The sequence below is a fragment of the Fibrobacter sp. UWB16 genome (genome assembly GCF_900215325.1).
Lineage (GTDB): Bacteria > Fibrobacterota > Fibrobacteria > Fibrobacterales > Fibrobacteraceae > Fibrobacter.
The window spans coordinates 1,216,906-1,242,437 of the sequence record NZ_OCMS01000001.1; the positions used below are offsets into that span (position 1 = coordinate 1,216,906).

The 25,532-nt window shown below is 45.1% G+C and carries 21 protein-coding genes; 12 read left to right on the plus strand and 9 right to left on the minus strand.

From position 1 onward, the window contains the following. Window positions 1-37 precede the first annotated feature (37 nt). The 4 genes from CRN95_RS04995 (at window position 38) to CRN95_RS05010 (ending at window position 6,821) form a co-directional block, all read left to right on the plus strand. Entirely contained in the window at window positions 38-1,264 is a 1,227-nt protein-coding gene (locus CRN95_RS04995) for an FISUMP domain-containing protein (protein ID WP_097020247.1), read from the plus strand. A gap of 70 nt (window positions 1,265-1,334) precedes the next feature. Next, window positions 1,335-3,431 (plus strand): polysaccharide biosynthesis tyrosine autokinase, encoded by a 2,097-nt coding sequence (locus CRN95_RS05000; RefSeq protein ID WP_097020248.1) that lies wholly within the window; start codon window positions 1,335-1,337, stop codon window positions 3,429-3,431. Next, window positions 3,406-5,331 carry an LTA synthase family protein gene (locus CRN95_RS05005; protein WP_159462275.1) on the plus strand — a complete coding sequence of 642 codons (1,926 nt, stop codon included), beginning with the start codon at window positions 3,406-3,408 and terminating at the stop codon, window positions 5,329-5,331. The genes CRN95_RS05000 and CRN95_RS05005 overlap by 26 nt, the downstream gene beginning before the upstream one ends. 47 nt (window positions 5,332-5,378) lie before the next feature. Continuing rightward, entirely contained in the window at window positions 5,379-6,821 is a 1,443-nt protein-coding gene (locus CRN95_RS05010; protein WP_097020250.1) for a lipopolysaccharide biosynthesis protein, read from the plus strand. Window positions 6,822-6,982: 161 nt separating this feature from the next. Here the strand turns inward: CRN95_RS05010 and CRN95_RS15070 are convergent, their stop codons facing one another. Both CRN95_RS15070 and CRN95_RS14770 read right to left on the minus strand, forming a co-directional pair. Then, entirely contained in the window at window positions 6,983-7,111 is a 129-nt protein-coding gene (locus CRN95_RS15070) for a hypothetical protein (RefSeq protein WP_254917973.1), read from the minus strand. A gap of 409 nt (window positions 7,112-7,520) precedes the next feature. Continuing rightward, complete coding sequence (locus CRN95_RS14770) at window positions 7,521-7,658, minus strand: hypothetical protein (RefSeq protein ID WP_159462276.1); 138 nt, start codon at window positions 7,656-7,658, stop codon at window positions 7,521-7,523. Between the two features lie 207 nt (window positions 7,659-7,865). On the opposite strand from CRN95_RS14770, the gene CRN95_RS14775 reads away from it, so the two are divergent. From CRN95_RS14775 to CRN95_RS05050, 8 genes are read left to right on the plus strand one after another with little or no spacing between them, the layout of a single operon-like run. Next, window positions 7,866-8,666: a sulfatase-like hydrolase/transferase gene (locus tag CRN95_RS14775; RefSeq protein WP_159462277.1), complete on the plus strand. Its 801-nt coding sequence runs from the start codon at window positions 7,866-7,868 to the stop codon at window positions 8,664-8,666. Between the two features lie 51 nt (window positions 8,667-8,717). Continuing rightward, window positions 8,718-9,833 carry a DegT/DnrJ/EryC1/StrS aminotransferase family protein gene (locus tag CRN95_RS05020; RefSeq protein WP_088631186.1) on the plus strand — a complete coding sequence of 372 codons (1,116 nt, stop codon included), beginning with the start codon at window positions 8,718-8,720 and terminating at the stop codon, window positions 9,831-9,833. 5 nt (window positions 9,834-9,838) lie between these two features. After that, a complete protein-coding gene (locus CRN95_RS05025) occupies window positions 9,839-11,077 on the plus strand; it encodes a hypothetical protein (RefSeq protein WP_088631185.1) in 1,239 nt (412 codons plus the stop codon). 2 nt (window positions 11,078-11,079) lie between these two features. Further along, window positions 11,080-12,018, plus strand: coding sequence for an ATP-grasp domain-containing protein (locus tag CRN95_RS05030; protein ID WP_088631184.1), 939 nt, complete (start codon window positions 11,080-11,082; stop codon window positions 12,016-12,018). 57 nt (window positions 12,019-12,075) lie between these two features. Then, window positions 12,076-13,203, plus strand: a complete 1,128-nt coding sequence (locus tag CRN95_RS05035; protein WP_097020252.1) for a TDP-N-acetylfucosamine:lipid II N-acetylfucosaminyltransferase — start codon at window positions 12,076-12,078, stop codon at window positions 13,201-13,203. A 9-nt stretch (window positions 13,204-13,212) separates the two neighbouring features. Next, on the plus strand, window positions 13,213-14,145 hold the full coding sequence (locus CRN95_RS05040; RefSeq protein WP_097020253.1) for a glycosyltransferase family A protein: 933 nt from the start codon (window positions 13,213-13,215) through the stop codon (window positions 14,143-14,145). An 18-nt stretch (window positions 14,146-14,163) separates the two neighbouring features. Beyond that, entirely contained in the window at window positions 14,164-15,288 is a 1,125-nt protein-coding gene (gene glf, locus CRN95_RS05045; protein ID WP_097020254.1) for a UDP-galactopyranose mutase, read from the plus strand. Window positions 15,289-15,305: 17 nt separating this feature from the next. Next, a complete protein-coding gene (locus CRN95_RS05050) occupies window positions 15,306-16,178 on the plus strand; it encodes a DUF4422 domain-containing protein (RefSeq protein WP_097020255.1) in 873 nt (290 codons plus the stop codon). Window positions 16,179-16,196: 18 nt separating this feature from the next. Here CRN95_RS05050 and CRN95_RS05055 read toward each other — a convergent pair whose 3' ends face one another. The 7 genes from CRN95_RS05055 to CRN95_RS05085 form a co-directional block, all read right to left on the minus strand. After that, window positions 16,197-18,236 (minus strand): polysaccharide lyase family 8 super-sandwich domain-containing protein, encoded by a 2,040-nt coding sequence (locus tag CRN95_RS05055; protein WP_097020256.1) that lies wholly within the window; start codon window positions 18,234-18,236, stop codon window positions 16,197-16,199. A 30-nt stretch (window positions 18,237-18,266) separates the two neighbouring features. Further along, the gene (locus CRN95_RS05060; RefSeq protein ID WP_097020257.1) at window positions 18,267-19,205 is read right to left on the minus strand and encodes a glycosyltransferase family 2 protein; all 939 of its coding nucleotides are present in this window, start codon (window positions 19,203-19,205) and stop codon (window positions 18,267-18,269) included. After that, window positions 19,199-20,272, minus strand: coding sequence for a glycosyltransferase family 4 protein (locus CRN95_RS05065; protein WP_097020258.1), 1,074 nt, complete (start codon window positions 20,270-20,272; stop codon window positions 19,199-19,201). The genes CRN95_RS05060 and CRN95_RS05065 overlap by 7 nt, the downstream gene beginning before the upstream one ends. A gap of 9 nt (window positions 20,273-20,281) precedes the next feature. Then, window positions 20,282-21,145 (minus strand): glycosyltransferase, encoded by an 864-nt coding sequence (locus CRN95_RS05070; protein WP_097020259.1) that lies wholly within the window; start codon window positions 21,143-21,145, stop codon window positions 20,282-20,284. Continuing rightward, on the minus strand, window positions 21,142-22,311 hold the full coding sequence (locus CRN95_RS05075; RefSeq protein WP_145993961.1) for an O-antigen ligase: 1,170 nt from the start codon (window positions 22,309-22,311) through the stop codon (window positions 21,142-21,144). Before CRN95_RS05075 ends, CRN95_RS05070 begins: the two co-directional genes overlap by 4 nt. A 181-nt stretch (window positions 22,312-22,492) precedes the next feature. Further along, window positions 22,493-23,557: a glycosyltransferase family 4 protein gene (locus CRN95_RS05080; RefSeq protein WP_097020261.1), complete on the minus strand. Its 1,065-nt coding sequence runs from the start codon at window positions 23,555-23,557 to the stop codon at window positions 22,493-22,495. Window positions 23,558-23,582: 25 nt separating this feature from the next. Then, window positions 23,583-25,400 (minus strand): alginate lyase family protein, encoded by a 1,818-nt coding sequence (locus tag CRN95_RS05085; RefSeq protein ID WP_097020262.1) that lies wholly within the window; start codon window positions 25,398-25,400, stop codon window positions 23,583-23,585. Window positions 25,401-25,532: the final 132 nt, after the last annotated feature.

A 25,532-nucleotide genomic window follows, 5' to 3' on the forward strand; every position in this document is an offset into this window, starting at 1 on the left:
TTTTATAAGAAGACAAAAATTCCGAAAGGGGTAAATCATGAAAATCACAGCCATTCTCTCAATCCTCCTTTCTATTTTCATTATTTCCTGCAGCGACGATTCCGGCAGTTCTGCAAGCCAATCCAGTACAGAACCCGCAAAAGAGGAAAGCCCAACGGACACCCTCCTTTCATTTGCAAGTCTAGGCTTAGATGCATGCACCCAAAAAATAGAAAGAAAAATTGAAAAAGCTTACGATGCACAAATAGATGAAATTTGCACGCCTTTAGCAGATGGATATGGTGAGAGTTGCTCCAATAAAATCACCTCCATAGATAGTTCCAAAAAAGTCCATTACATTTGCAGAAATCATGAAGGCTATGAATTATCAGGCAAAACGGAGTATGATTATAAATTGTATTTTGGAGGCTGGTGGTGGGACAAAGCGAACGACAACGACATGGAAACATCGGATCTGGAATGTTACAAAGAAGGCAAGATTGTTTCTAAGAAAGACGACCCTTCAAAGCAATATGTCTGTGACTTCGATACCAGCACCCACACATTTGGAGTTTTAAGATTAGCGGATTCGTTGGAAATAAAAATTGGCACAGGCTGCACATATTACACAAACGGCGGATACAGAATTGCAAACGATAGCAAAACATATTTCTATTGCAAAAAAGAATTCGATCCGAATGATATAGAAGAGCGCTATTATCGCCATTGGATTTATTCGGTCAAGGAAAACCTAGACACCATCAGGGATCCCCGAAACGGACGCCCCTACAAAACACTCCATCTTGGTAAAAAGACCTGGATGACCACAAATCTATGCTATGAAGACAGCACAAAATATCCAAGCATGCTTGGACGAAATAAGGTCGACCCCTACGGAAGACTTTACACATGGAGCGCGATCATCGATTCCGTCTATTGGGCTCACAAAGGGAAAACATGCGGCAACCTACCGAGCAGCGCAAAGACATGCGAATTGCCCGACGTGGTGCAAGGAATTTGTCCTGAAGGCTGGCATGTGCCAAGTATTGCCGAATGGGAAGAAATGGTCGCATGGACAAAAGCCAACAATGTCTATTTTGACAGCATTGGATTTGTACCGCCATCGACTTATCAGGAATTTCCTTTTTGGAGTTCCACAGAAACAAGCGGAGACTCGTCCCGCATTCACGTGATTGACCAAATTGAGCCAGAATCCGGCACGAGCTTTAGCTTAAATAAAGCAAAAGACTCCTTACTCCCAATCCGCTGCGTCAAAGATGACTAATGCCCAATGTAAAAATTTCTATTTTAAAGCATTGAGTGTAGGAAATAATATTTAAAACAATGGTGGTTACATGTCTGCATCTTCTAAAAAAGAAGAAACCGATCTTTTTGACATACTGAAAGATCTTGCAAAAAACTGGAGAATCATGATTCCATGCATCATCGTCGCTGGAATCGTTGGTGTTTTTGTCGCCATGTGGATCCGCCCCATTTATAAGGTGGATGCATTACTCCAAATAGAAACCAAGAGCAACAAAAGCGTCGGTCTCATGGGCGGACTCCCGAGCCTGTTTGCAAGTTCAAGCCCAGCCGAAACCGAAATTGAGCTCATCAACAGCCGTCAGATTATCGGAGACGCTGTTGAAAAGATGCATTTGCAATACGAAGCAAACCCCATCAACGTCATGGACCGCCTGCTGCACCGCGAAGGCCGCATGGAACTGAACCAGTACGAAATTCCATGGGACAAGATTCCGGAAGACGAAAAAATCAAGCCATGGATTGCCGAAGCAACGGACAGCACATCGTTCAAGCTCATCGACCACAACGATAAAGAAGTCTTGAGCGGAACGGTCGGAAAAACATACCATTTCATCTACGCCGGCGATACGGCAACGTTCAGCGTTTTCAACATGAAGGCAAGGGCCGGGCAAAGATTCGAACTTTTCAAAAGGACCCGTCTTGACGCCATCGCAAAATTCAAGAGTGCATTTGACGTTGGCGAAAAGGGCAAAAAGACTGGCATCCTGGAATTCAGCTATCAGGACATCTATCCGGACCGCGCCACCAAAATCCTGAACGAAATTGCAACATCTTACTTGAGACAGAACGTCGAACAGCGCAATGCCGAAGCTCAAAAAACGCTTGAATTTTTGGAAAAGCAATTGCCCGATGTCAAAGCCCAGATGGACAGTTCGCTCCTCAAGTTCAACACCTACAGAAACAAGGTCGGCTCTGTCGATATCGATGCCGAAACAAGACTTATCCTGGAAAAGCGTAACAGGCTCCAGCAAAACCTTCTGGACCTCCAGCAAAAGAAGCAAAGCGCCATCCGTTTGTTCCAGCCGGAACACCCGACAATCAAAACTCTCGAAGAACAGGAAAACAACCTGAAGCGAGAACTTGCAAGCACGTCAATTGCAACGAAGAAACTCCCGAACACGCAACAGGAAGTGTTGAAGCTCACCAACGAAGTGGACATGAGCAAGATCATGTACACGACGATGCTCAACAACATTCAGCAGCTTAAGCTTGTTTCCGCAGGTGAAGTCGGTTCTGTCCGCATCATCGACTTTGCCGAAGAAGTGACGCGCCCCGCAAAGCCAAAGAAAAGCTTGATCATCTGCGTAGCCTTGTTCCTCGGATTCCTTTTGGGCGCATGCATTGCAACGCTCAAGAGCAAGCTCAGTAACGGCGTCCGTGACGCACACTTCATCGAACGCGAAACTGGCTACAGCGTTTACGCCAAGGTCCCCAAGGGCAACCCCAAGGGCACAAAGGGCACACGTCCGCTCGCCGTTGTCGAACCGGACGATGTCGCTGTCGAGTCGCTCCGTACATTGCGCAGTTCCCTGGAATTCAGCATGGACGACGGAAGCAGTCCGATTATCGGCATCAGCGGTCTCATTCCTGGCGTCGGCAAGAGCTTCATCTCTGTAAACCTCGCCGCCCTTTACGCAGGCTTGGGCAAGAAGGTCCTGTTGATCGACGCCGACCTCCGCAAGGGCCGTCTGCACAAAGAATTCGGCATCAAGCGCGGCAAGGGCCTCTCGCAGATTCTTCTGCACTCAGCCACATTTGAAGAAGTTGTAAGCAAGACGGAAGTCGAAAATCTCGAAATCATTCCATGCGGAATGGTCCCTAGCAATCCTTCTGAACTGCTCGGCTCCAAGCGCTACTTAGACCTCATCGATGAACTCAAGAGCAAATACGACTTGATCATCATCGACACCCCGCCTATCATGCTCGTCACCGACGCAGCCCTCGCCTGCCGCGTCGCCGCCCAGATTGTCATGGTCATCGAATACAACAAGCACAGCATCGACGCCATCCAGGACGGTATGAAGCAGCTTCTGAAGGGCAATAATACGGCCCATGCAAGCTTTGTCATCAACAAGTACGAGCACGGTCACAGCGACGGCTATGGTTACAAATACGGGAAGTATTAAGGGATTCATCAAGAAATTCCAAGCCCATCCGGCTTGGCATTTCTTTTTAATCGTTTTCATTGCAAGAACAGTCCAGCTCGGACAGCTTTACTTCTTCAAGACGCCTTCGGGCGGCGCATTTGTCGAACGTGCCGCACTTGGATTTTTTTGCGCCCTGATTGCAGACTTTGCAGCCATAGCCATTCTCACATCAATCTTTGCGCTGAGCACGCTCGCCAAAGGCAGGCTAAGAACCGTCTTTTGCAGCGCCACCGCAGTAATCACATGGGTTTACCTCGCCGCCTGCGCCTCCAATGACCAGATTTTGCGCTGGATGGGGCAGCACCTGACATTTTCGTTCTTGTCGACATATTCTGTTTCAAGAATGGATTCGACGCTTGCATTCAATGTCATTTACGATGGGCTTTTTAGTTTTGGCTTGACCGCCGTCATTTTACTACTGGTCCTCTTCTTCTTTTTCCGAGTCCTCAAAAAAGAGAAATCCGTAGACGTTCCTAAAATCACAACCGCAGGAATTGCAACGGTTCTTATCGCAATCGCATGCGTATGCGGTAACGCCCACAATTTCTTCAAGCCCTGCCACATTCGCTGGCAGCTAATCCAGCCGCCCTACATTACGCTTGCCGACGAACTGGAATACATCAGGGAACACAGTCAAAAGCCCGAAAATTTCGATACCGGGATTGCTCTTCTCGGAGGCAATGCACAAAAGGATTTTCCGTTTTTCCACGCGGTAAGCAACGAAGATTCCCTCGCCGAAGCGTTCAAGCAGAAGCCCATGGCCGAAAAGAAAGACGTCATATTGCTCTCTCTGGAAAGTTTCCGCGGATGGGCTGGCGACTTTAGAATCGGGAAAAACTGCGAACGCATGCCGAACCTTTGCAGGCTCAGCAAAGCAGGAACGACATTTCCATACACCTATAGCGTAGGCTACCCCTCCACCGAAGGGATGCTCGGCCTACAGCTAGGCATCTGGAGCCACCCGAACAAAGTATTTCTCACAAGCCTCATGAATACAAGATCAAGGGCACTGCCCGAGATTCTTGGAAAATTCGGCTACCACAGGATCGTCATCACCGCCGCAGAACCCAGTTTTGACAACTTTACGCCCTGGTTTGAAAAATGGTTTGACAGAAGCGAGTACAATTCCAAAATCAATACGGACATTCCGCTCGCCGAACGATTCAAGGAAATATACACGAACAGGCCTGATGACAAGCCCCTTTATTTTGAATGGATCAACTTTGTCACACATACCCCATTTAATGTTCCAAGTTCATACGCAGAACCTGCCGCCACCTCCGATGAACGTTACGCGCAGGCCACAGCATATCTGGATAGCGCCATCGGCATCATTCTCGATGCAATCGAAAAGAGCCCAAGATCGAACGAAACGATTATTGTCGTCACGGGCGACCACTCCATAGCAGGCGCAAAGTCCCAAGAAAAACTGAGTGAGCTCGGAGAGGCAAACAGCGCCTACACATGGACATCATTTATCTGGAAAGGTCCAGGCATTGCCGACAGTTTATCGATAATAAAGCCGGTATCGCACGTAGATTACGCGCCAACCATTCTCCATCTTCTCGGGATTGAAGCCTCCAACCATTTCGTAGGACACAACATCTTTAGCGAAGAGACGCATAACGTCATATCGTTCCGGCACAAAGACGCCATTCTCCGAAACGATTCCATTGCAGAATTCGTGAAAGTCGGTAGCCCTTCATTTACGCACGCCCGAATACAGAGCAAAACTCCCGACTGGGACACAACGGATGTCATCGGCGGATTTATCGCCGAAAAGAAAATCGATAGAAATATCGATTTGCAATCAAAAGCCCTCCTGGACGCCATGGATTCGTGGGTCTGGGTGCTGGACAAAAACCTGCTGATGCCATAAGCCATGGCATTTTCTAAATTGCAAACCATATACGTATAGCGAGTAAAATGGCAGACAGTCTAAAAAAGAAAACAGCAAAAGGCGTTGTATGGAGCGCCGTAGAAAGATTTTCGACTCAAGGAATCCAGTTTCTCTTTGGAATCGTCCTTGCTCGATTGCTGACACCCAATGATTACGGCGTTATCGCCATGCTCACCATATTCCTCGCCGTGAGCCAGACTTTTATCGATAGCGGGTTCAGCAACGCCATTATCCGCAAAATAAACCGTACCGAAGAAGACATGGCAACCATGTTCTTTTTCAACATCGGCATGTCACTGGCCTGCTATGCGGTCATTTTCCTTGCGGCGCCATTTATCGCAGACTTTTACGAGATGCCCGAACTCACGTTGATCCTCAGAGTTCTCGCCATTAAAATAATCTTGCAGTCCTTCAACGCCGTGCAGACGACAATGCTGGTGATCAAGCTTGACTTCAAGAAACAGGCAAAGATTTCCTTATGCTGCGCCATCTTTTCTGGAATCGTGGGAATCGTCTTTGCTTACCTAGGCTATGGCGTGTGGGCTCTCGTCATCCAGGCGCTTCTCGGGACACTCCTCCTTTCCATTTTGTACTGGATGATTGTACGCTGGCGACCGACATGTTTCTTTTCCAAAAAATCCTTCGGTTACCTCTTTTCGTTTGGCTCCAAGCTTTTAATCTCTGGGCTTCTCGATACCGTCTACAACAATATTTACCCGCTCGTCATCGGAAAGTTTTACACGCCGGCGCAACTGGGAAGTTATTCAAAGGCAGAACATTTTGCTCAATTTCCGTCCCAGAACATCATGCGAATTTTGCAGCGCGTTTCTTACCCGGTTTTAAGTTCACTGCAAGAAGAACCTGAACGCCTCAAAAAGAATTTCCTGAAATTTCTGGATTATTCAACATTGCTTATTTTCCCACTCATGATTGGGCTCCTTGCACTGTCCAAGCCTTTGACATTGTTTATGCTAACTGACCGTTGGGCAGACATGATTCTCCCACTGCAACTGTTATGCATTGCCATGATGTGGTATCCGGCCCATGCCATCAACCTGAATCTTTTACAGGTTCTCGGGCGCTCGGATTTGTTCCTCAAGCTTGAAATTATCAAAAAAATCGTAGGCATCGCCATCCTTTGCGGAACATTGCCTTTTGGAATAACGGCTCTTTGCCTTGGGAAAATTGCCGACGCATGGATTTCCCTAATCATCAATACTTACTATTCCGGTTCGCTAATGAAAGCAGGATTTTTTGTCCAAATGAAATTCATGATGCCGACATTTTTGAATTCATTGGCCATGGGAGCTATCATTTTAGGCGTAATCCACCTTTTACCGGAAAATCTATACTCTCTTCAAATAGGGGTAGGCTTTGTCGTCGGCACCACCTATTACCTGCTAATCAACTGGCTGTTCAATAAAGAAAAAATGTCAGAAATGCTAGACTTGCTGAAACGGAAAAAATAAGGATTGAACATGTTCCATCAGGAGAAAATAACATATTGGAAGCGCTCGCTTAAAAAGGCAGTCCTAAGCACGCCCTTTCTTATTTTTGTCATTTTTGCATTCGCCCTTTTTCTAAAATGTTACCTATTCAACGCCTTCGCCTTTGAAAGCTTTATACCGGCTCACAAAAAATTGCGGTACCTGGCAGCAGCCTTCTGCGGCATGATTTCAGCCTCAACTTTTATCGCCGCATTCACAATCTTATTCAAAAAGAACATCTGGTCCATTGTCGTCTCGGCCTTGTTTGACATTTGGTGTATCGCAAACCTCATTTACCTCCGCTGCAACGGTTTTTTCATAAACTACGACGCCATCAAGCTCGTAGACCAGTTAAATGGGTTTGAATCGTCCATCTTGTCGGCCGTCAATTTTCAATTATTCCTATTCCCCATCATCACCATCATCTATTCCATCTTACTTTGGAAACTGAACAAAGAGAAATCTGTCGCTAGCAACTTCAAATGGAGACTCGTTTCTTTTATCACAGTCCTTGCGCTCACATTCCTTTTCGTGGCCCCGCTATCGCATATCACTAAGTCACACGAAGTAAAACGCGTTTGCAAGACACACGATATCATTTTGACGACCGCGCATAAAGCGTGCCTGTACTTTATGCCATTCTGCACCATACATGCAGAAACCCAATGGACCCCGACGGGCCTACAAGTATTCGATGAAGAAGGATACATTCGCAACCAAAGCATTCTCGCCTATTTGCCAGCCATTTTCGTCGCACAGATGAACCGCGAATATATCACCCTTACCGACAATGACATAAAGGATCCTGATTTTCAGCATGTTTTTTCAAAATCTACAAGCACGAAAAAAGCAAGTCGAAATCTCATTATCATCCTTGTAGAGAGTTTCGAAAGTTGGTTAATCACGAACAACGACAAACTATCTTCGCCAATACCCAACATTGTTAAATTCATTCAAAGCAACAATGTGCTTTTTGCGTCAAAGGTGAAATCCCAAATACGGTACGGGAGCTCTGGAGACGGACAAATGATACTGAATACAGGACTGCTTCCCATTTCTACAGGAGTCGCTTGCATTTCGTATGGCAGCAACGCTTACCCGAACATCGCCAGTTTCTACGAGCATTCAGCAATAATCAATCCATGTCAAAACAATGTGTGGAACCAGAACCAGGTAACCAGAAGTTACGGGTACATGCAGCAAATTAGGGCAAAAACCGAAACCGACACGGCATCCATAGCAACGCTTATCCGCTACACCGATACGGCAACAGTACCCTTCCTTGCCCACGCCATCACAATCGACACCCATCTGCCATTCCGCAAGGGCGAGAACAACAAGCTGGGCCTATCAGAAAAAACACCCAAGATTCTGAGCAACTACATCAACGGCTTTGCCTACACCGATTCCATACTTGGAATATTCCTAGATAAATTCAAACAAGATTCGGTCCTGCAAAATTCCATCATCCTCATTACCGGAGACCATACCATATTAAATAACGAGAACTTAACTTCCCTCAGAAATTATGCTAAGGAAAACGAGCTCGAGTTTGACGGTCAAAACTACGTTCCGCTCATCATCTATTCCCCGGATTTCAAGAAAAGCACTTTCATAGACGAAGTCACTTACCAGATGGACATTTTCCCGACTATACTTCCGCTAATCAACGGGGAGGATTATTTCTTCAAGGGATTCGGTGTCAATCTGTTGGACAGCGCCGCAAGACATTCCAGATACTATTCCGAAAATACAGCCTATACCATTTCCGAGAAAATCATCAGGAACGACTATATTTCGCAAATCAACGGAAGCGACGACGACTAAAAAGAAACAATTACTAGATTTGATTTGAATAATTTCCCAGGAACCTGAGCCATGAACGAAGAAAAATTAATCACCGTAACCTCGCCACTTCTACCGGACTTGAATGATTTCAAGACCATGTTGGAGGACATCTGGAAACGCAAATGGCTCACCAACAATGGCCACTACCACGAAGAACTTGAAAAGGCCTTAGCAAACTACCTTGGTGTAAAGTATATCAGCCTGTTCACAAACGGAACGCTCCCGCTCATCACGGCACTCCAGGCCATGCGAATCACGGGTGAAGTCATTACGACACCATACAGCTTTGTCGCTACGACGCATTCCATCTGGTGGAATGGCCTCAAGCCCGTTTTTGTCGATATCGACGAAGCAACCGGCAATATCGACCCAGAAAAGATTGAAGCCGCCATTACGCCGCACACGACAGCCATCATGCCTGTCCATGTTTACGGCACGCCCTGCAACATGAAGCGCATCCAGGAAATCGCAGACATTTACGGTCTAAAGATTATCTATGACGCCGCACACGCCTTTGGAGTACGCGTCAACGGAGAATCCGTGTTGAAAGCAGGCGATATGAGCACCCTCAGCTTCCACGCCACAAAGGTCTACAACACGATCGAAGGCGGCGCCCTGATCTGCCACGACGAAGCCACCAAGAAGCGCATTGACTATCTCAAGAACTTCGGTTTTGCCGACGAAACGACCGTCGTTGCGCCAGGTATCAACAGCAAGATGGATGAAATCCGCTCGGCATACGGGCTTTTGAACTTAAAGCAAGTCGATTGCGCCATCGAAAAGCGAAAGGCCATTGCAAACAAGTACAGGGCTGCGCTAAAGGACATCGCCGGAATCCGATTCCTCCCCGACATCGAAGGAGTTCGCCACAACTACGCCTACTTCCCAATTTTCATTAGCGAAGAATATGGCGTTAGCCGCGACGATCTTTACACATTGCTGCAAAAGCACAACATTTACGGACGCCGCTATTTCTACCCGCTCATCAGTACGTTCAGCGCCTACAAGGGTCTGGATTCAGCAAATCCGGCGAACTTGCCTGTCGCCCACAAGTTGGCAAACCAGGTCCTTTGCCTCCCCATGTTTGCAACGCTCGATGACGAAGGCGTAAATAGAGTAATCGAAGTCATTACCAATAAGAAATAATTGCAATGTTTGAACTCATTAAAAAAGTCGACCATGAATGCGGCACCCCGTTTTACTTTGTGTACCCAGAGCGATTCGTCAATAACTTGCAATCGTTCCGCAAGGCATTTACGGATATATACCCAAACTTCATTCTTTCTTATTCATTCAAGACGAATTACACACCGCCCCTTTTAACGCTAGCCAAGGCAAACAATGTTTATGCCGAAGTTGTATCCACCATGGAATACAACATGGCTATCCAGCTGGGGTATCCGACAGATCACATCATTTTTAACGGACCTGTCAAAACTATAAATGACATAGACACGGCGACCCGGAACAATTCCATATTGCAACTAGATAGCGCTTATGAAGTTGCTCTTCTATTGGAATTACAGCAAAAGAACCCCGGTCACACCATTAGCGTTGGGCTCCGAATCAACATGGAAATCAAGAATGATTCGGGAGAATCCTCAATTCAAGCCGGGCTACACGAAAGTCGCTTTGGTTTCACAAGCGATCTTTTAAAAGACATCATACCCGTCCTGAAAAAAAACAACATAAAGATTATATCGCTCCACGGACACACTACATCATCTGACAGGACGGTCAAAAACTACCAGACCATAGCAAACAGGCTCCTTTCGGTCTGCAAGGAATTTGACTTAGACGATGTCCAGTACCTAGATGTAGGCGGCAGCTTTTTTGGGGCAGCACCTGAAGAAATTGACGTATCGCGCAAGCCCCAGTACAAAGACTACGCGCAAGGCATTTGCGATATCATGCTAAGTGACTCCTGGTTCCAGGCGCACAAGCCATACATTGTCATAGAGCCGGGTTCAGCCGTAGTTGCCAATGTTTTTGAACTGGTGACAAAGATTGTCCAGCACAAGCAGGTATGTGGCAAAAATTTTGTCGTCGCAGACGCAAGCCAATTCCAGGTGCGAACGTTCTTGAGCAACAACTGTCCTTTCTGTACATTCAGCGAAAACGCCGATGAAGAAACGATTACGGCAGACATCGTCGGATCGACGTGCATGGAAGTGGACAAAATCGCAACTGAAGTAAAGCTCAACCACTATTCCCATGGTGACTATATCGTCTTCAAGGGCGTAGGTGCCTACAGGCAAAATCTCACCCCGCTTTTTATCAATCCCCAATGTCCAATTATAAAGCAGGACTCACAAGGGAATCCTGTCATCATCCGGAAAAGACAAAACTTAAATACAATTCTTAAACACCTCGGATACGAAGGTTTTTAACTATGAACATCCTAATTACTGCAATTGGCTCCATGTCTGCAGCCTGCGCCATTTCCAAGCTCAAGGAAAAGGGGCACTTTATTGTCGGTTGTGACATATATCCAGGCGAGTGGCATCACGAAACCAAGCTCTGTGACGTATTCATCCAGGCTCCATTCGCAACAAAAGAAGACGTATATTGTCAATTCCTTGTAGACACCTGCAAAAAACATAACTTGCAATACATCATTCCACTTACGGACCTAGAAATCGACGTCATCAACAGGAACAGGTCTTATTTCAAGGATACCGGAATCCATCTCTGCATGCAAAGTGCGGATGTACTTGTCCTTGCCCGAGACAAGTACGCCCTCTACAATTTTTTCAAAGACGATCCATTCGTTCCCTCAATCAGGACATTCAAATTCAGCAACCTCCCGGAAACCATTGATTTCCACTGCGTTGCCAAACCGTTTAACGGAAGAAGTAGCGAAGGCCTGCTCCTTGATGCGACAAGAGAACAACTGAACGCCATCAAGAACAAGGATGTCTACATCATCCAGGAAATGATTGACGGCGAAGTCTTTACAGTGGACTACTGCCGTTCATCAAAATTTAGTACGGATGTCGCCATTCCGCGTCAGGAACTTCTAAGGACAAAGAACGGAGCAGGCACATCCGTAGAAATCACGCCGGATGATTCCTTGATTGAGCTCACACGCCACATCGGCAGTAAGCTCAACATCAATGGATGCGTGAACATGGAATTCGTCGAGAATAACGGGAAGTATTACCTTATCGACATCAATCCCAGGTTTTCAGCAGGAGTCGCCTTCTCAGTGCTCTGCGGCTATGACATGATCAACAGTCACATGGCTTGCATGGAAGGGAAGGAAATTCAAGGCCAGATAAAACTTACCAAACAAATTATCATCAAAAAATATATTGAAGTCATCCAATGACAACAAATACAAAGCCACGAGAGTCCATTCTTTGCACAACATTCAAATAGAAAATTTATGAGAATCGCCCACATAAGCCTTGACGAAAAATTTATCGATTGCGCCATCAATCAGTTCAGCCTCCTGAAAGGCGTCGACTCCGTTTTTTGCGTAAAGACTGAAAATAGCACTCTCAAGTACATCAAAAGTCCAGACGTCAAGTTGTTCCAGACTTTCGATGAAATTGTTGAATTTATAAACAACGATCATTTCGACTACGTCGTTTTACACTCTTTCTGCATCCCGCAATACAAGGTTGAATCTTTAAACGTTCCTATTCTCTGGAACTCTTGGGGATACGACATTTACTCCGACGAAAGCAACGTCTTGGCAAAACCGATAACGCTCTCCTTGTATAAGCCTAAAACGAGAGCCGCGGCTAACATCAAGCCAAAAACATTGCACGACCGCATTGTAATTTTAGCCCGCAAATTCGGGATTGTTTCAAAACGCCAGAAAAAATACGATGCGCTGATAAGTAAAATTCCTTACTTGTCCGTTGTTCTCCCGATTGAATTCGACTACATCCATAAAAAATACCCGCACTTTAAATTTTTCCCGTTCCGCTATATCGATCCCTCTGACTCGATCGCCTTCACGCCATACACAAAAGCAACGACATCCATTCTTCTTGGAAATAGCGTAGACCCAACAAACAACCACATTGATATTTTATCGATTCTCGAAAAGAGGAATATCCAATGCACGGTCTACATTCCCATCAGCTACCCAAGCAATCAGGAAACGTACAAAAAAGCGCTGAAGTCGTTTGCAGCAACATTAAAGACCGTCAAAGTTCGCTTTTTAGAAGACTTTATTCCAAAAGAAGAATACTTTAAAATCATTGACGAATGCAGTGTCGCCATATTCGGGCATATCCGCCAGCAAGCAGTCGGGAATATATTCAGGATGCTCTACACCGGAAAGAAAATCTTGATGTACAAGGACTCCGTTGGCTATAATTACTTTAAGCAGCACAATGTAAAAATTTTCAATATCGAAGACGACCTACATCAAGCCTTTTTCGAAAAACCTCTCGATATTGAGTCTCAAAAAGCAAATTACACTTTTGTTCTTAATGATGAAAATTTCGAAACCTATATAAAATCGTTGCAAGGATTTTTCGACAACATCACCAAGGTTTAAACAGAGCTTATGCAATATAATTTTTCCATTATTATCCCGCACTACAACATCCCGCAGTTGCTAATGCGCTGTATAAGCTCCATTCCACAGCAAAACGATATACAGGTTCTCGTCGTTGACGATTGCAGCAATTCCGATTCTGTCGCAAAGCTTAAAGAAATGGAATCGCAATTTTCGTGGATCCAGTTCATTTACCAAAACAAAAATCTTGGCGGGGGCGCCGTAAGAAACAAAGGGCTTTCTTTAGCCACAGGCAAGTACATTCTTTTTATTGACGCCGACGATTATTTCAACTACTGCATCCGTGATGTTTTCCAGCAGTATAAAGACAGCGATAACGATATTATTTTCTTCAACGCCATTTCGATAGACTCTGATTTGTACACACAAACCTATCGGTGCAGCCACATCAACAAAATTTTCGAGCTCTACAAAAAAGACCCCGCCAAAGCAGAATTCCAAATGCGCTATGCATACGGGGAACCCTGGGGAAAACTGATCCGCCGAGATTTCATTGAAGAGCACGACATCAGATTTGAAGAAACAAAAATCCATAACGACACCCAGTTCTCGTACATGGCCGGCTATTACGCAAAGAAAATCGCCGTAGACATGCGAGCACTCAACTGCATTACAAGCCGCGAAGGAAGCGTTTCCAAACAAATTTCCAATGACCGCCTCGAAACAAGAGTTCAGGTTTTCGCAAAGCAATTCCAGTTCTTGCACCAGAACCATATTGAATATTTGGACGATCGCATATTCCTCACCTTCGATTACTGTGAACAAAACCACTTGAAAGACGAAGAACAGGCATGTTACAAGATTGCAGAGGAGTTCGGATTAAGCAAGAGCATTCTGCAAAAAAAGCACCGTCGCATAAAGCTCAAAAGGAAAATCAAATCCCTGAAAAAGCGACTGTCCAAAATAAAGAAAATCATTTAAAAAGCTATATTGCCTATTATGAATCATTTCGACTACCTCATTGTCGGTTCCGGTCTTTATGGCGCGACATTCGCCTACCGTGCCGCCAAAGCCGGGAAAAAAAGCCTTGTCATCGACAAACGCCCGCATTTGGGTGGGAATGTTTACTGCGAAAATATTGAAGGAATCAACGTACACAAGTACGGAGCCCACATTTTCCATACTTCAAATAAGCGCGTATGGGACTTCGTAAATTCCATTGTCGAGTTCAATCGATATACAAACAGCCCCGTCGCCAATTACAAAGGCAAGCTTTATAATCTGCCGTTCAACATGAACACGTTCTACCAGATGTGGGGTGTCACGACACCGGCAGAAGCTTTGGCAAAAATCGAGGAACAGAAAGCAGATGCCCTCGCCGCACTGAACGGCCGCGAGCCCGCCAATCTCGAAGAACAGGCGCTCACGCTTGTCGGCAAGGACATTTTTGAAAAGCTCATCAAGGAATATACCGAAAAACAGTGGGGCCGCAAATGCACGGACCTGCCCGCATTCATCATCAAGCGCCTTCCGGTCCGTTTAACATTCGACAACAATTACTTTAACGACAAATACCAGGGAATTCCCATTGGGGGCTACAACAAGCTCATTGACGGGATGCTCCAGGGAATCGAGACTCGTACTAGCGTAGACTTTTTCAAGGAATACAAGGACAACTGGCGAAACACCGCAGACAAGCTCGTCTTTACAGGAGCCATTGACGAATTCTTTGATTACAGATTCGGCAAGCTCGACTGGCGAACCGTCAGTTTCAAGACTCGCATCGAAGACACTCCGAATTTCCAGGGGAACGCGGTCGTCAACTACACTTCGCATGACCAGCCCTACACACGCATCATCGAACACAAGCATTTCGAAATGTTCGGTAACGACGTCTACGCTTGCCCCAAGACCGTCGTATCGGAAGAATATTCCACGGAATACAAAGAAGGCATGGAGCCATACTATCCCGTGAATGACGAGCGCAATAACAAGCTGGCTGAGGAATACCGCAAGCTTGCCGAAAAAGAACCGGATATCATTTTCGGTGGACGCCTCGGGCAATACAAATACTTTGACATGGCGCCCGTCATTGAACAGGTGCTGAATATCGAAAACATTTAATAATTGCAGAAAACCACATGACCCACGCAAATGTCAAAATTCTTGTCTGTTGCCACAAAAAAGATATCATGGCAACCGAAGCGCCCTATTTCCCGATCCACGTTGGAAAAGCTCTTTCTGACAAGGATTTAAGCATACAGCCCGACAATGAAGGCGAAAACATTAGCCACAAGAACCAAAGCTATTGCGAACTGACCGGGATGTACTGGGCTTGGAAAAATCTCAAGAATGTAGACGTCATTGGTCTTTGCCATTACCGTCGCTATTTCGACTTCCATAATCAATGTCGAAAAGGCTTTCCACAAACAAATTTCCCGACCGAAAAGTTTGAATCCCTGAACTTGTCAATTCCTCAAAAATACATCGACAAGGTAAGCGAAGGGAAAGTCATCGTTGCAAAGCCAAAGCTTTACACCAGGACGCTTGTCGACGACTACTGTTTCAATCACATCAGTGAAGACTTGCGAACGCTAGAAAAAATAATCGTCGAAACGCAACCTGAAAATATCCGAAGAGCCTATTTCAATGTCATGATTCAAGGCCATAAGCTAAGGCACTTCAACATGTTCATTATGAAATGGCAGGATTTCGATCAGTACTGTTCCTGGCTCTTTCCGCTTTTAAAATCCATCGAAGAAAAAACGGACATCAGCCATTACGACAGCGTTCAAAAAAGAATTTACGGCTACATTGCAGAAAGGCTTTTCAACGTATGGCTGGAAGCCCAGAAAAAAGATCTCGTTGAACAGCCCGTCATCTGGTTTACCGAAGCAAAAGACAATTTGCTCCACTACAATATCATCTCTTATAAGTTAAAGGAGTTGAAGAATTCCTTGGCATTCAAGTTGCTGTTGCCAAGGTTTCCGCCCAAATCCTTTAACCTAAAGTGATTTTCGTTCCGTCAAAAATTACAGTTCAAACCAAGCGTTTACACTTTTCCCGGCCTCAAGATTTTGCGGGAAATTCACGATAACAGAGTAAGCCAAAGAAGGCTTGCTCTTTGTTATTTTTTCAACGGTAATCTTCATATTCTGCAAGTTCTTTGTCGGATCGGCCAATACAAAATGCATTTCCGAACCGCTCTGTCTCATCAAGAATGTGCAAGGAGCCGAGAAGCTGATACGATGCGATTTCAGTTCAATCGTCTGCGGTTCATACAAGGTGCCTGCGACATAAGATTTCGGAATATAGCGAATCACTTGCGCTTTTGAATCATTGGCAAGAACTTCGATATCTTTCTTATTTATCCATTTCGGGAACTGCTTGCTTCCGACATTCATTTCGATGGCATAAGCGTAGCTCTCGTCCTTGGGCGTTACACCATGCACACGCACAATAGTAATAAGAGAATCGCTTTCATCACCCTTTTGCGTGCCAATGTTTTTCCAAGAGCCCTTTCGATTCTGAGTCTTTACGTAGATGGGCTTTCCATCCAAGCTCTTATAGCCAATGCTATCGTGCCACACCGCATTAAAACTATAGACAGAATCCGTGACCTTGGTCAATTTTTTATCGCCCAGGACCGCCGTTCTAAAATAGCGCTGGTCCAAGGTCGTCAAGACTTCATTGTCTAAATTGCTTTTGATGTCTGCACCAAGAGCCACGACTTTATTGTCCAAAAAGATCCAGCTTTTGCGCCCTTCCAGTCCCGACCTTTTGCTTTCCATCGATGCAACGCCAATGTTTTCATCGCCAAGACCGCCAACAAATTCAGACTTGTTCGTCAGCTGTTTATCTTTCTGCGCCGATACACCGTAGCTAGTCACTCCAGGAATTTTCGTCCAGTCCCAAAGCGGGTAGATATTATCAAAATCATAGCCATGACGGTACAGGGAAAGAACACCCATTCCAAGCCAGAATCCCTGGCTATTTTCACGGTTGACAAATTCACTACCTACAGTTCTTCTCGAAGACATTTTAAGGGAGATATAATATCCATTCGAGCGGCAAACCATAAATTCACTGCGCCAAAAATATCGGCATCCGTTCAAAGAATTTGCGCCAGAAATTTCACGGTTCCAAGCATCATATTCCTTTTTATGGAGAGTATCTGCAGCGCTCAGGTTTTCGATAATCGGCAAGAATCCAGACGCAATCTTGTTTTCGCCCTTACGAGAAATTTCACGACCCATCGTCATCGGGTCTACCATTCCCTTCCACATCATCCAGCGAGTCCCATCAAGAGCCAACGCCGACAACGCATTCATTGATTCGCCGTTAAATGCAAACTTTGTTCCGCGGCATACAGAGGCCCAATGGGAGGCAATAGAAAGCGTCACCTTTCCATAACCACCGCTATACAAAAGGTTGCCATGCATATAATAAGAATGGTCAACTTGATGACCTTCTCGACCGGTCTCCTGAATCGTAGATACAATCTCGTTCACGCCCAATTCGATGAGAGAATCACGCTTTTCAAAGATGCCACGGATAGCCACCAATTCCGCAAGCCAGGTTCTATTAGTTCCATTGCCGCTCGGAGCTTCCGGGAACTGCGAAATCATCTGTTTTTTCAAGGATTCCGAAAGTTCATTCCACATCATAAAGAGTATCGGAGCTAATTCCTGCTGGATGCCGATTTCGTTTGACCACCAGTTGTCACTGACATAGTCCTTGTTATTCGAGAACCAGTATTGCAGCGAGTTGACAACAGAACCTTTCAGATTATCGCAAAAGTCCTTTCGGCTTGCTTCTGGACAATAGCGGTTAAAGCCCTGCGACAAGTATCGCGTTTTTTTCAAGTGGTTTATAGGGACGCTCCCCTTCTTGTACTTCACATCGGGCCACGTGCCATCCTTACGCTGTTCCTGCATCAGTTCCTTTACGGACTCCATCGATTCTGTAAAAGCGTAACCGTTTTTCAATCGCTGGAACAGGGTATCCGTTTCATTAGCCATGGAACCGGCGACAGCCAAGAGAGTAATGAAAATAACCTTGCAATACTTCATATAACCCCTTTTAATTTTTTTGTCTGAATTTTACTTAAGCAGCGATTTGATCTGCTTGACGATATTCTTTCGTAAAATATAAGATTTCACAATCATGCGGACAAGTGCAATGCGCCAAGAAGCAATGCCAACATAGTTCCTATAATAATACGCTTCCGATTCAAAGCGCAGCATAAGCCTCCGGCCATAATTATAGTTCTTGCCGATAATTTCGGAGTGGTTATGCAGCATGTGCACAGAGGGCAAATAATGCGTTTCGTAACCCCGGTCATGGAGTTTTCGCGACAAGATTAGTTCTTCAGCAAACAAGAATGTATGCGGATCAAAGCCATCGACTTCTTCGAACTTGCTCCTAGAAATAATAAAGAAGGACCCCATAACCCGAAATACTGGATTTTCAACAAATTTTTCAACGAGGTCACTCGAGCTCCATTTTTTCGGCAGTAACCTAGCAAATGGATAACAGAGGTTTTCTAGCCCCCAACGCAAGAAGAATGACTTTTCGAAATAGGGATTTTGCGGTTTGGAATCCTTCCCGACAATGGACGGCCCGACAATCGCCACATTCGAAATATTCGCTTCCGCGATTAATTTTTCTACGGAAAGTTCCTCGTCCAGCACAACGATATCATTGTTGGAAAAAATAAAATAGTCGCTGTTCAAAAATTTGGCACCTATTTTTGCACCATCATTATTGCCCTTGGCATAGCCCGCATTGCATGTGTTTTTCCACAAAAAAAGGCGATACCCGTCAGCAACCTTTTCTTCTAGGACGGAATCGTCATACTCGCAGCAAGATACAGAAGGCCATGCAGCAGAAAGCTTTTCAAAGTTTTCAATGTCATCACTATTGTCAACGACAACAAACGAAATCGGTTCCTTTGAGCTCTTGCATTTCAAAGCATAATGAGAGACACAGTTGATGGTGGCCTCAGCAGATTTGTAATCCAGCAAAACAAACGTCAGCATGATTCGCCCTCATACAAAGAAATCCATTCATCCTTATGGGTTTTCCAGGAATTGCGTTCCATATAAATCTTTGCATCGTGCTGTTTTTCCAAAAGTTTTCCCGACTTATAATCCGCATAAACCAGCATCAGCATTTCAGAAAGTTTCTCTATATGTTGATCTTCTGAACTGTAATGGTAACTGTACAAGCAATCGTTCTCTTTAACAATATCCTTCACACACGGGATATCAGGACAAACAATCGTCTTTCCATACGAGAACGCCAGCGGAATCGTCCCGGAATTAAGAGAAGAACGATAGCTGTAAGGAGCCACTAAAACTGTAGCCGCCTTTATATAGGCCGCCAATTTTTCATCCGGGATAAATTGCGGATCAAAAATCACATCCTTTTCATCGTCTAATAATTTCTGAATAGAATCCTTATACGAAGATGGTTCGACCTTGCCGCAAATCAACAGGACCGGTTTGCATTCTATTGCACTTTCGGAGTTCCAGTCTTTCTTGAAAGACTTTATCAGAACTTCGATATTTTTATAAGGCTGAATTGCACCCGAAAATAAGAATATAGGCCTACTTCTTTCTATGCTATAATGGCCATAGACATCGAAATCGCTTTCGGGATACGAGCCATAATAATCTCCATGAGGAATGCGCTTTATCTTTTCCGCATACTTTTCCAGATGCGCAATTTGGACCGTATCCTTGCACATGATATGTATGGCATCAGAAAAACGGGCAAGCATCTTGAACAAAATCTTATTGTAAAAAGGAGTCTTCTCGTGCGACGTTATATTGTGAATCGTCCAGACAATCCTTTTGTGCTTCAACTTAAGCGCTACCAAAAAATACAGACGCTTGAGAAATGAAACCACATCTTTGCTTTGATCAAACCAGTTGATATGATAAACATCTGCAGAAAAAATCTTTCCCGGAGATTGTTTTTTTACATCCTTGTAGCCAACGCAATTGAACTTGCCAGAAGATTCCAAAAGCGTCGAAAGATTGAACAGAAAATGATTCGTTCTTTTTTGATTCGTCGGATAAAAGCAAACGGTTTTCACACTCATTTTTCAACCTCAAAAAAGATGCAAAATTCGGGAAGGAATAAATTCAACCACCAAGCGCATAAATCCGTAATAAAGCATCTTTAGTTTTTTTCCGGCACGCATATGGCGGCGGAAAGCATCCTTCATCAAGGTCGCATGATAAGCCCAATTTTCCATAAAGGTCAAATCATCATATAACGCTTTATGCTTATTCCTAATATACGATACGTTCTCTTTCCAGTTCAAAACTTTATTCGAGACGCGCGACTTGACGCCGACTTCATCAAGGCAGACGACGAGCGGTTTCTCAACGCAATGGAATTCTGCAACTTGCGCCAAACGGATGCAAAGTTCATATTCCTGCCAAAAGGTCAAGCGTTCATCAAAATTTCCGACCTTTTCAAGCAATGCCCGTGGGAAAAACAAGCACGATGTCGACGTGACATAAGTCATTCGGATCAATCGCGAAATATCGCCCGTAAACTTTTTCGGCGGAATCACCGTATGCAGTTGGACATTTCCATCGATAACTTTTCTGAAAGTCCTTCCGCAAAAAATAACGGAACCGGGATGTTTTTGATACAGCGCCAGCTGTTTTTCTAGCTTATCGGAAGCCCAGGTATCATCGTCATCCAAAAACGTAAGGAATTCACCTGTTGCATGGGCAATTCCCTGATTGCGTGCATAATTGCCACCACGAGAATCCTTAGCATCAATGCGGACATAGACAATGCGCGGGTCCTTCTCGTAAGTTTCCTTAGTTCCGTCTTCAGATGCATCATCAACGACAACACATTCCACATCCTTCACCGTTTGCGATAGGACGCTTTCGATAGCTTTTTCCAAAAGCTCTTTGCGATTCCGAGTCGTTATAATGGCAGAAAAAAGACTCATGCGCCCAAGGCCTCCGTTTCAGAATCTTCATCATCCGGAGACTTTTCGGTTTCACGGGTTCCATCGCTTTCGTCTTCTTCTTCCCGACGAGATGCCCCCATGCAGTAGCCCATTAGCATATACGCAAAGGAGTTGTTGCCCCCGATTTCACCCGAAAGGCAAGCGAAGACAAAGAAACAGCACGTAATAAGCAGCCCCGCTTGGGCATGCGTAAACCGCCTGCGCCTAAAGAAGTAGATAAAGGCAAACAGGAACAAGAGAATATAAGAAACAAGACCGATCAGGCCGTAATCAATCAGCTGGAAGAAAATAACCGATTCCAAACCGCCAATTGACGAATCGACCACGCGATCATTATAAGTATCTCGCTCCATCACATACTTACTGATATAGCGGACACCATTGCCATAGATAGGGCTTTTCACAAAGTGCAAATAAGAGAACAGAAGCTGTTCTTCTCGCATGCTCATGGAGCTTCCCTGCCCTTCTACAGAAAACTCCTCTATGGCCCTAGGTAAAATAGCCGCCATCATAAACCCGACAAGGACCAGAATCATAATCCTAGCGCGGATACCGACCTTCATAAAGACATAAAGCCCCAAGCCCATCATGGCACAGACAACAGCCGTTCTAGACCCAGAAAGGCAAATAAGCAAGCAGAGCGAACCCCAGATAAGCCACATCTTATTTCGCGGAAGAGACAAGGACTTCATCCGGCAAGTGAAAAACATCAGGGCGCAGCACAAGATACTCCCAAAAGCCGTAGGATGTGTCGTCGTGAGAAAAATTCTGGAGCGATAAGTTCTGGAAGCCGTGACGGCATTCGTCAAGTCGTAGTACCCATCATAATAGGGGAACGCCTTGCAAATCAACGGGAAAACGATATTGGACTTCGAAATAAATTCAAGGATTCCCAAAATGCAAACGACAACAACCGGATAAAACCAGTGCTTGTCCAAATTGATCTTTTTATAATTCAGGCCACCCACAAAGGCAACAATAAGATAAGCGTAATTTTCCATGTAATAGCGGAATGCATTATAACCGCCCTTGATCCCTTCCCCATTCAAAAAGGCCGAGGCCATCAACGACATGGCAAGCATCGCTAAAGGAATCCGCAAGGGATGCTTAAAAATAGCTTCGACAAGGTCCTTGCGATTCCACAAAAAACAAACAATAAAGAACGTATAAAGAAGAAGTTGCTGAGGAGATACCTGCGGACTTTTAGTAAAATAAATACATGGAGGGAAAATCAAAAGGCTCAGAAAAACCCATATGTAGGATTGGTCCTTACGGCCCAACAGCATTCCGCCTAAAAGTGCAAAAAAGATCAAGTAGATAACAGCACTAAGCATTTTTCAATTCCAATCTATCGTAACAATCTCTCAGCAATTTTAAAACAGTCACACCAGAAAAACGGTCTTTGCATCCATTCCAAGCATCACGCCCCATCTGGACGCGCATTTTTTCATCATCCACGAGACATTGCAATTTTTGGGACAAAGCCTGCACATCACCCGCATCGATCAAGTAGCCGTCTACACCATCGCGCACCACAAAAGGAACGCCTCCCGAACGCGCCGCAACAACAGGGAGCCCAATCCCCATCGCTTCGACAAGGCTCATGCCAAAAGTTTCGGCATACGAGGGCAAGGCCAGCAAATCAAAGTTTGACAATTGTTTCAGATAGTCCCCATGCTTCAGCCAATCAGAAACATGAATGTGAGTCGCTTTAGGAGAGGCAGCCGCTTTCGCCTTAACTTGTTCCACCTCGCCGTCGCCAAACAAATAGAGTTCCACAGGAGTCTTGAAAGTCGCTTTAGAGAAAGCCTCAATCAAATCGTACACGCCCTTTCGATGCCCATAGCGGCCAGAAAAAACAATCTTGACAGGCAAGCCATGCGATATCAAATCAACAGGCGCAGCTGCGATAGTCGGGCTCGGGTTTGGAATAACGACATAGCGGCAAGCGCCCTTCCCGACAAAATTATCCAGGAATTCCTGCATATCGGGCGTAATGCAGATGACCATCGCTGAATGTTTAAAGTAACTGCGAATAAAGCATTTCACCAGAGCAGGCGATGTCGTACACATTCTTTTAAACTGGCTACCGTGAATATGGGCGATATATTTTTTCCCGCGCAAACGGAGACAGAGGCTTATCAGGAACTTACGAAAGAAGCTGCCGTTAAAAGAGGTGTGGATCTGAAAATAAGGAGCCTTGGGCGGATTCAGCAAAAGCTTTAAGCACAAGCAAAAAAACAAAGGCAAGGATTTGATAAACGAGCCGTTATAGCTAGAAATAAAGTTCTTTTCAGGAAGATCAAACAAATCCCTATAACTTACAAGTACAGAGCTAATGCCCCCCTGAACATTTAACGCAGGGCCAATGTGACAAACCTTTTCAAACATGCATGAAATCTAGAAAAATAAAAGACTACAGCACGCTTATCTTCGTCACGATTTCTACAGAATCCCTGCATTCAATTTTTGCATATAGGTATCGCGCCGGTTCCTTATCGCCAAAGTGCTCAGAATACCAGCCGTCTTCACGAATGGAATACGAAAGTTTCTCGTCAAGAGCAATCTGAACGCGACGGGCCCCAGGCACCTCAACCGTAGCCAAAGACCCCTTCAGCAGCACATCCGCAGTCGGATATAAATGGAACGGGATTTCCGCCGTAAACGGCGCGCGCCCATACAATGTATCCGTAATCGTGAATTCATCCTTTTCACGATTGTATTCGATTTTGCGGACATGCTTCACGCCATCCTTGCGGTAGCCATCGTGCGTCGCTTCGACAAAGTCCTCGACAACATTCAACGTTTTGCAATGGTAGTGCGAAAGCCACATGGTAGGGCCCGCCTGCAAAGCCTGATTTTTACCGTTCACGCAAACCGTATTGTGCGCAAGCGTACTTACAAAGTAACTACGTAAATCCTTATGCGTATGGTACGTAAACGTACCCGGGTCGACAATCACGGGGTTGCCATCGACATGCAGAATAAAGCTAAGCGCATCGGCATGGCCATGAGCGGCAATGCTTAAAAAGCCAAGCGGGGCCGCATCAAAATGCAGATACGTCTCGCGCACACCCGTAAAATCGCCTGCGCGTTTCACATCGTCACAAGATTTTACGGCCTTGCGGAAAATAAAATGTCCGCTTTCCGGGCAAAAATGATTGCGGCCAAGCGATTCTTGTTCATCCGCAACCATGAGCGATTTAAACTTTTCGCGACCTGTAGCACCGAACAGCAATTCATTCTTTTCATCCCAATCATTATTTGCGCGTTTGAGCGAAGCATCTTCAAAGTAAGTTGCAAACGAAACAAGCAACGACTTGAAGTTGTTGAAATGCCCCCCAACATCAGGGCGGAGTACAAAGCCGTCATCGCCATCACCGTACATCGGGTAATTGAAATTGCAATCTAAAAACGCATTCATGTAACGCGCCATTTCATGCAAACGCTCATTGTAAGCTTTCGAAAATTCAGCACCAGCATGGCGCCCTGCGACAGCGGCAATCAAGAAGAAATCGTCTATAAACTGGATGTACTCGGCAGCCTCTTCGCGATTTACACCTTCTGTGGTATTCTGCAAAAGAATTTCGCGTTCAAGCCCAGCCTGCGCATACTTCAAGCGAGCATCCCGATTCGGGATGTTCCATTTGCAAGCAGCCACAAACAAGCCTGCATATTCCGAAATCAAATGGTTATTAGCCGAAGAGCAAAGCGACGGATGATTATACGAATATTCCGCATGTTCAAAAATGAGCGGCTGCCAGACAGAATCAACAAAATGCGAAAACACCGTATTCGATGCACAGAGATTTTCGACATCAAAAACTTGCCAGCAAAAATACCAGCAGATCAACCGCAGATTGACTTCGATATTGCTATACCAGTTGACCCCCACCATGTACGGGTTTGCGTTTTTCCAGCTCAACAAATGATAGCAGAACAGATCCAAATACTTTGCATCACCGCTTTTTTTATAAAGCATCGCAATATGCAGCATAAACTGCATGCGGTTCACTTCCCACACATGTTTTGCGCTACCGTACTTGTCACTACGGATATCGATCTTATGCGCAAAAGACTTCGGGAATGTTCGCGCTGTCGAAACATCCAGATGCCAGTCAATCGGTTTAAAAATATCGATTGACTTTTCAAATACCGGATAATGCAAATGCGCCGATGGGTCATCAATCACAGATGATTTTGGCAAATTCACCGGGGCATTGGACAAACCCATTACACGCTTATCCCAAATGTGGGTTCTAATACGCTGACGAACGCGAAAAAGAATTTCACTGGCAGAAAATGTCTGCAATCTTCTAAGGTACCACTGTAGATTCACGGGGAAAAATATATATTAATTCAAAAT

Coding starts and splice junctions, on each gene's coding strand:
- CRN95_RS04995 (WP_097020247.1), top strand. CDS start 38: ATGAAAATCACAGCCATTCTCTCAATCCTCCTTTCTATTTTCATTATT.
- CRN95_RS05000 (WP_097020248.1), top strand. CDS start 1,335: ATGTCTGCATCTTCTAAAAAAGAAGAAACCGATCTTTTTGACATACTG.
- CRN95_RS05005 (WP_159462275.1), top strand. CDS start 3,406: ATGGTTACAAATACGGGAAGTATTAAGGGATTCATCAAGAAATTCCAA.
- CRN95_RS05010 (WP_097020250.1), top strand. CDS start 5,379: ATGGCAGACAGTCTAAAAAAGAAAACAGCAAAAGGCGTTGTATGGAGC.
- CRN95_RS15070 (WP_254917973.1), bottom strand. CDS start 7,111: ATGTCAAACAAGGCCGAGACGACAATGGACCAGATGTTCTTTTTGAAT.
- CRN95_RS14770 (WP_159462276.1), bottom strand. CDS start 7,658: ATGCTGAAAATCAGGATCCTTTATGTCATTGTCGGTAAGGGTGATATA.
- CRN95_RS14775 (WP_159462277.1), top strand. CDS start 7,866: ATGATACTGAATACAGGACTGCTTCCCATTTCTACAGGAGTCGCTTGC.
- CRN95_RS05020 (WP_088631186.1), top strand. CDS start 8,718: ATGAACGAAGAAAAATTAATCACCGTAACCTCGCCACTTCTACCGGAC.
- CRN95_RS05025 (WP_088631185.1), top strand. CDS start 9,839: ATGTTTGAACTCATTAAAAAAGTCGACCATGAATGCGGCACCCCGTTT.
- CRN95_RS05030 (WP_088631184.1), top strand. CDS start 11,080: ATGAACATCCTAATTACTGCAATTGGCTCCATGTCTGCAGCCTGCGCC.
- CRN95_RS05035 (WP_097020252.1), top strand. CDS start 12,076: ATGAGAATCGCCCACATAAGCCTTGACGAAAAATTTATCGATTGCGCC.
- CRN95_RS05040 (WP_097020253.1), top strand. CDS start 13,213: ATGCAATATAATTTTTCCATTATTATCCCGCACTACAACATCCCGCAG.
- glf (WP_097020254.1), top strand. CDS start 14,164: ATGAATCATTTCGACTACCTCATTGTCGGTTCCGGTCTTTATGGCGCG.
- CRN95_RS05050 (WP_097020255.1), top strand. CDS start 15,306: ATGACCCACGCAAATGTCAAAATTCTTGTCTGTTGCCACAAAAAAGAT.
- CRN95_RS05055 (WP_097020256.1), bottom strand. CDS start 18,236: ATGAAGTATTGCAAGGTTATTTTCATTACTCTCTTGGCTGTCGCCGGT.
- CRN95_RS05060 (WP_097020257.1), bottom strand. CDS start 19,205: ATGCTGACGTTTGTTTTGCTGGATTACAAATCTGCTGAGGCCACCATC.
- CRN95_RS05065 (WP_097020258.1), bottom strand. CDS start 20,272: ATGAGTGTGAAAACCGTTTGCTTTTATCCGACGAATCAAAAAAGAACG.
- CRN95_RS05070 (WP_097020259.1), bottom strand. CDS start 21,145: ATGAGTCTTTTTTCTGCCATTATAACGACTCGGAATCGCAAAGAGCTT.
- CRN95_RS05080 (WP_097020261.1), bottom strand. CDS start 23,557: ATGTTTGAAAAGGTTTGTCACATTGGCCCTGCGTTAAATGTTCAGGGG.
- CRN95_RS05085 (WP_097020262.1), bottom strand. CDS start 25,400: ATGGGTTTGTCCAATGCCCCGGTGAATTTGCCAAAATCATCTGTGATT.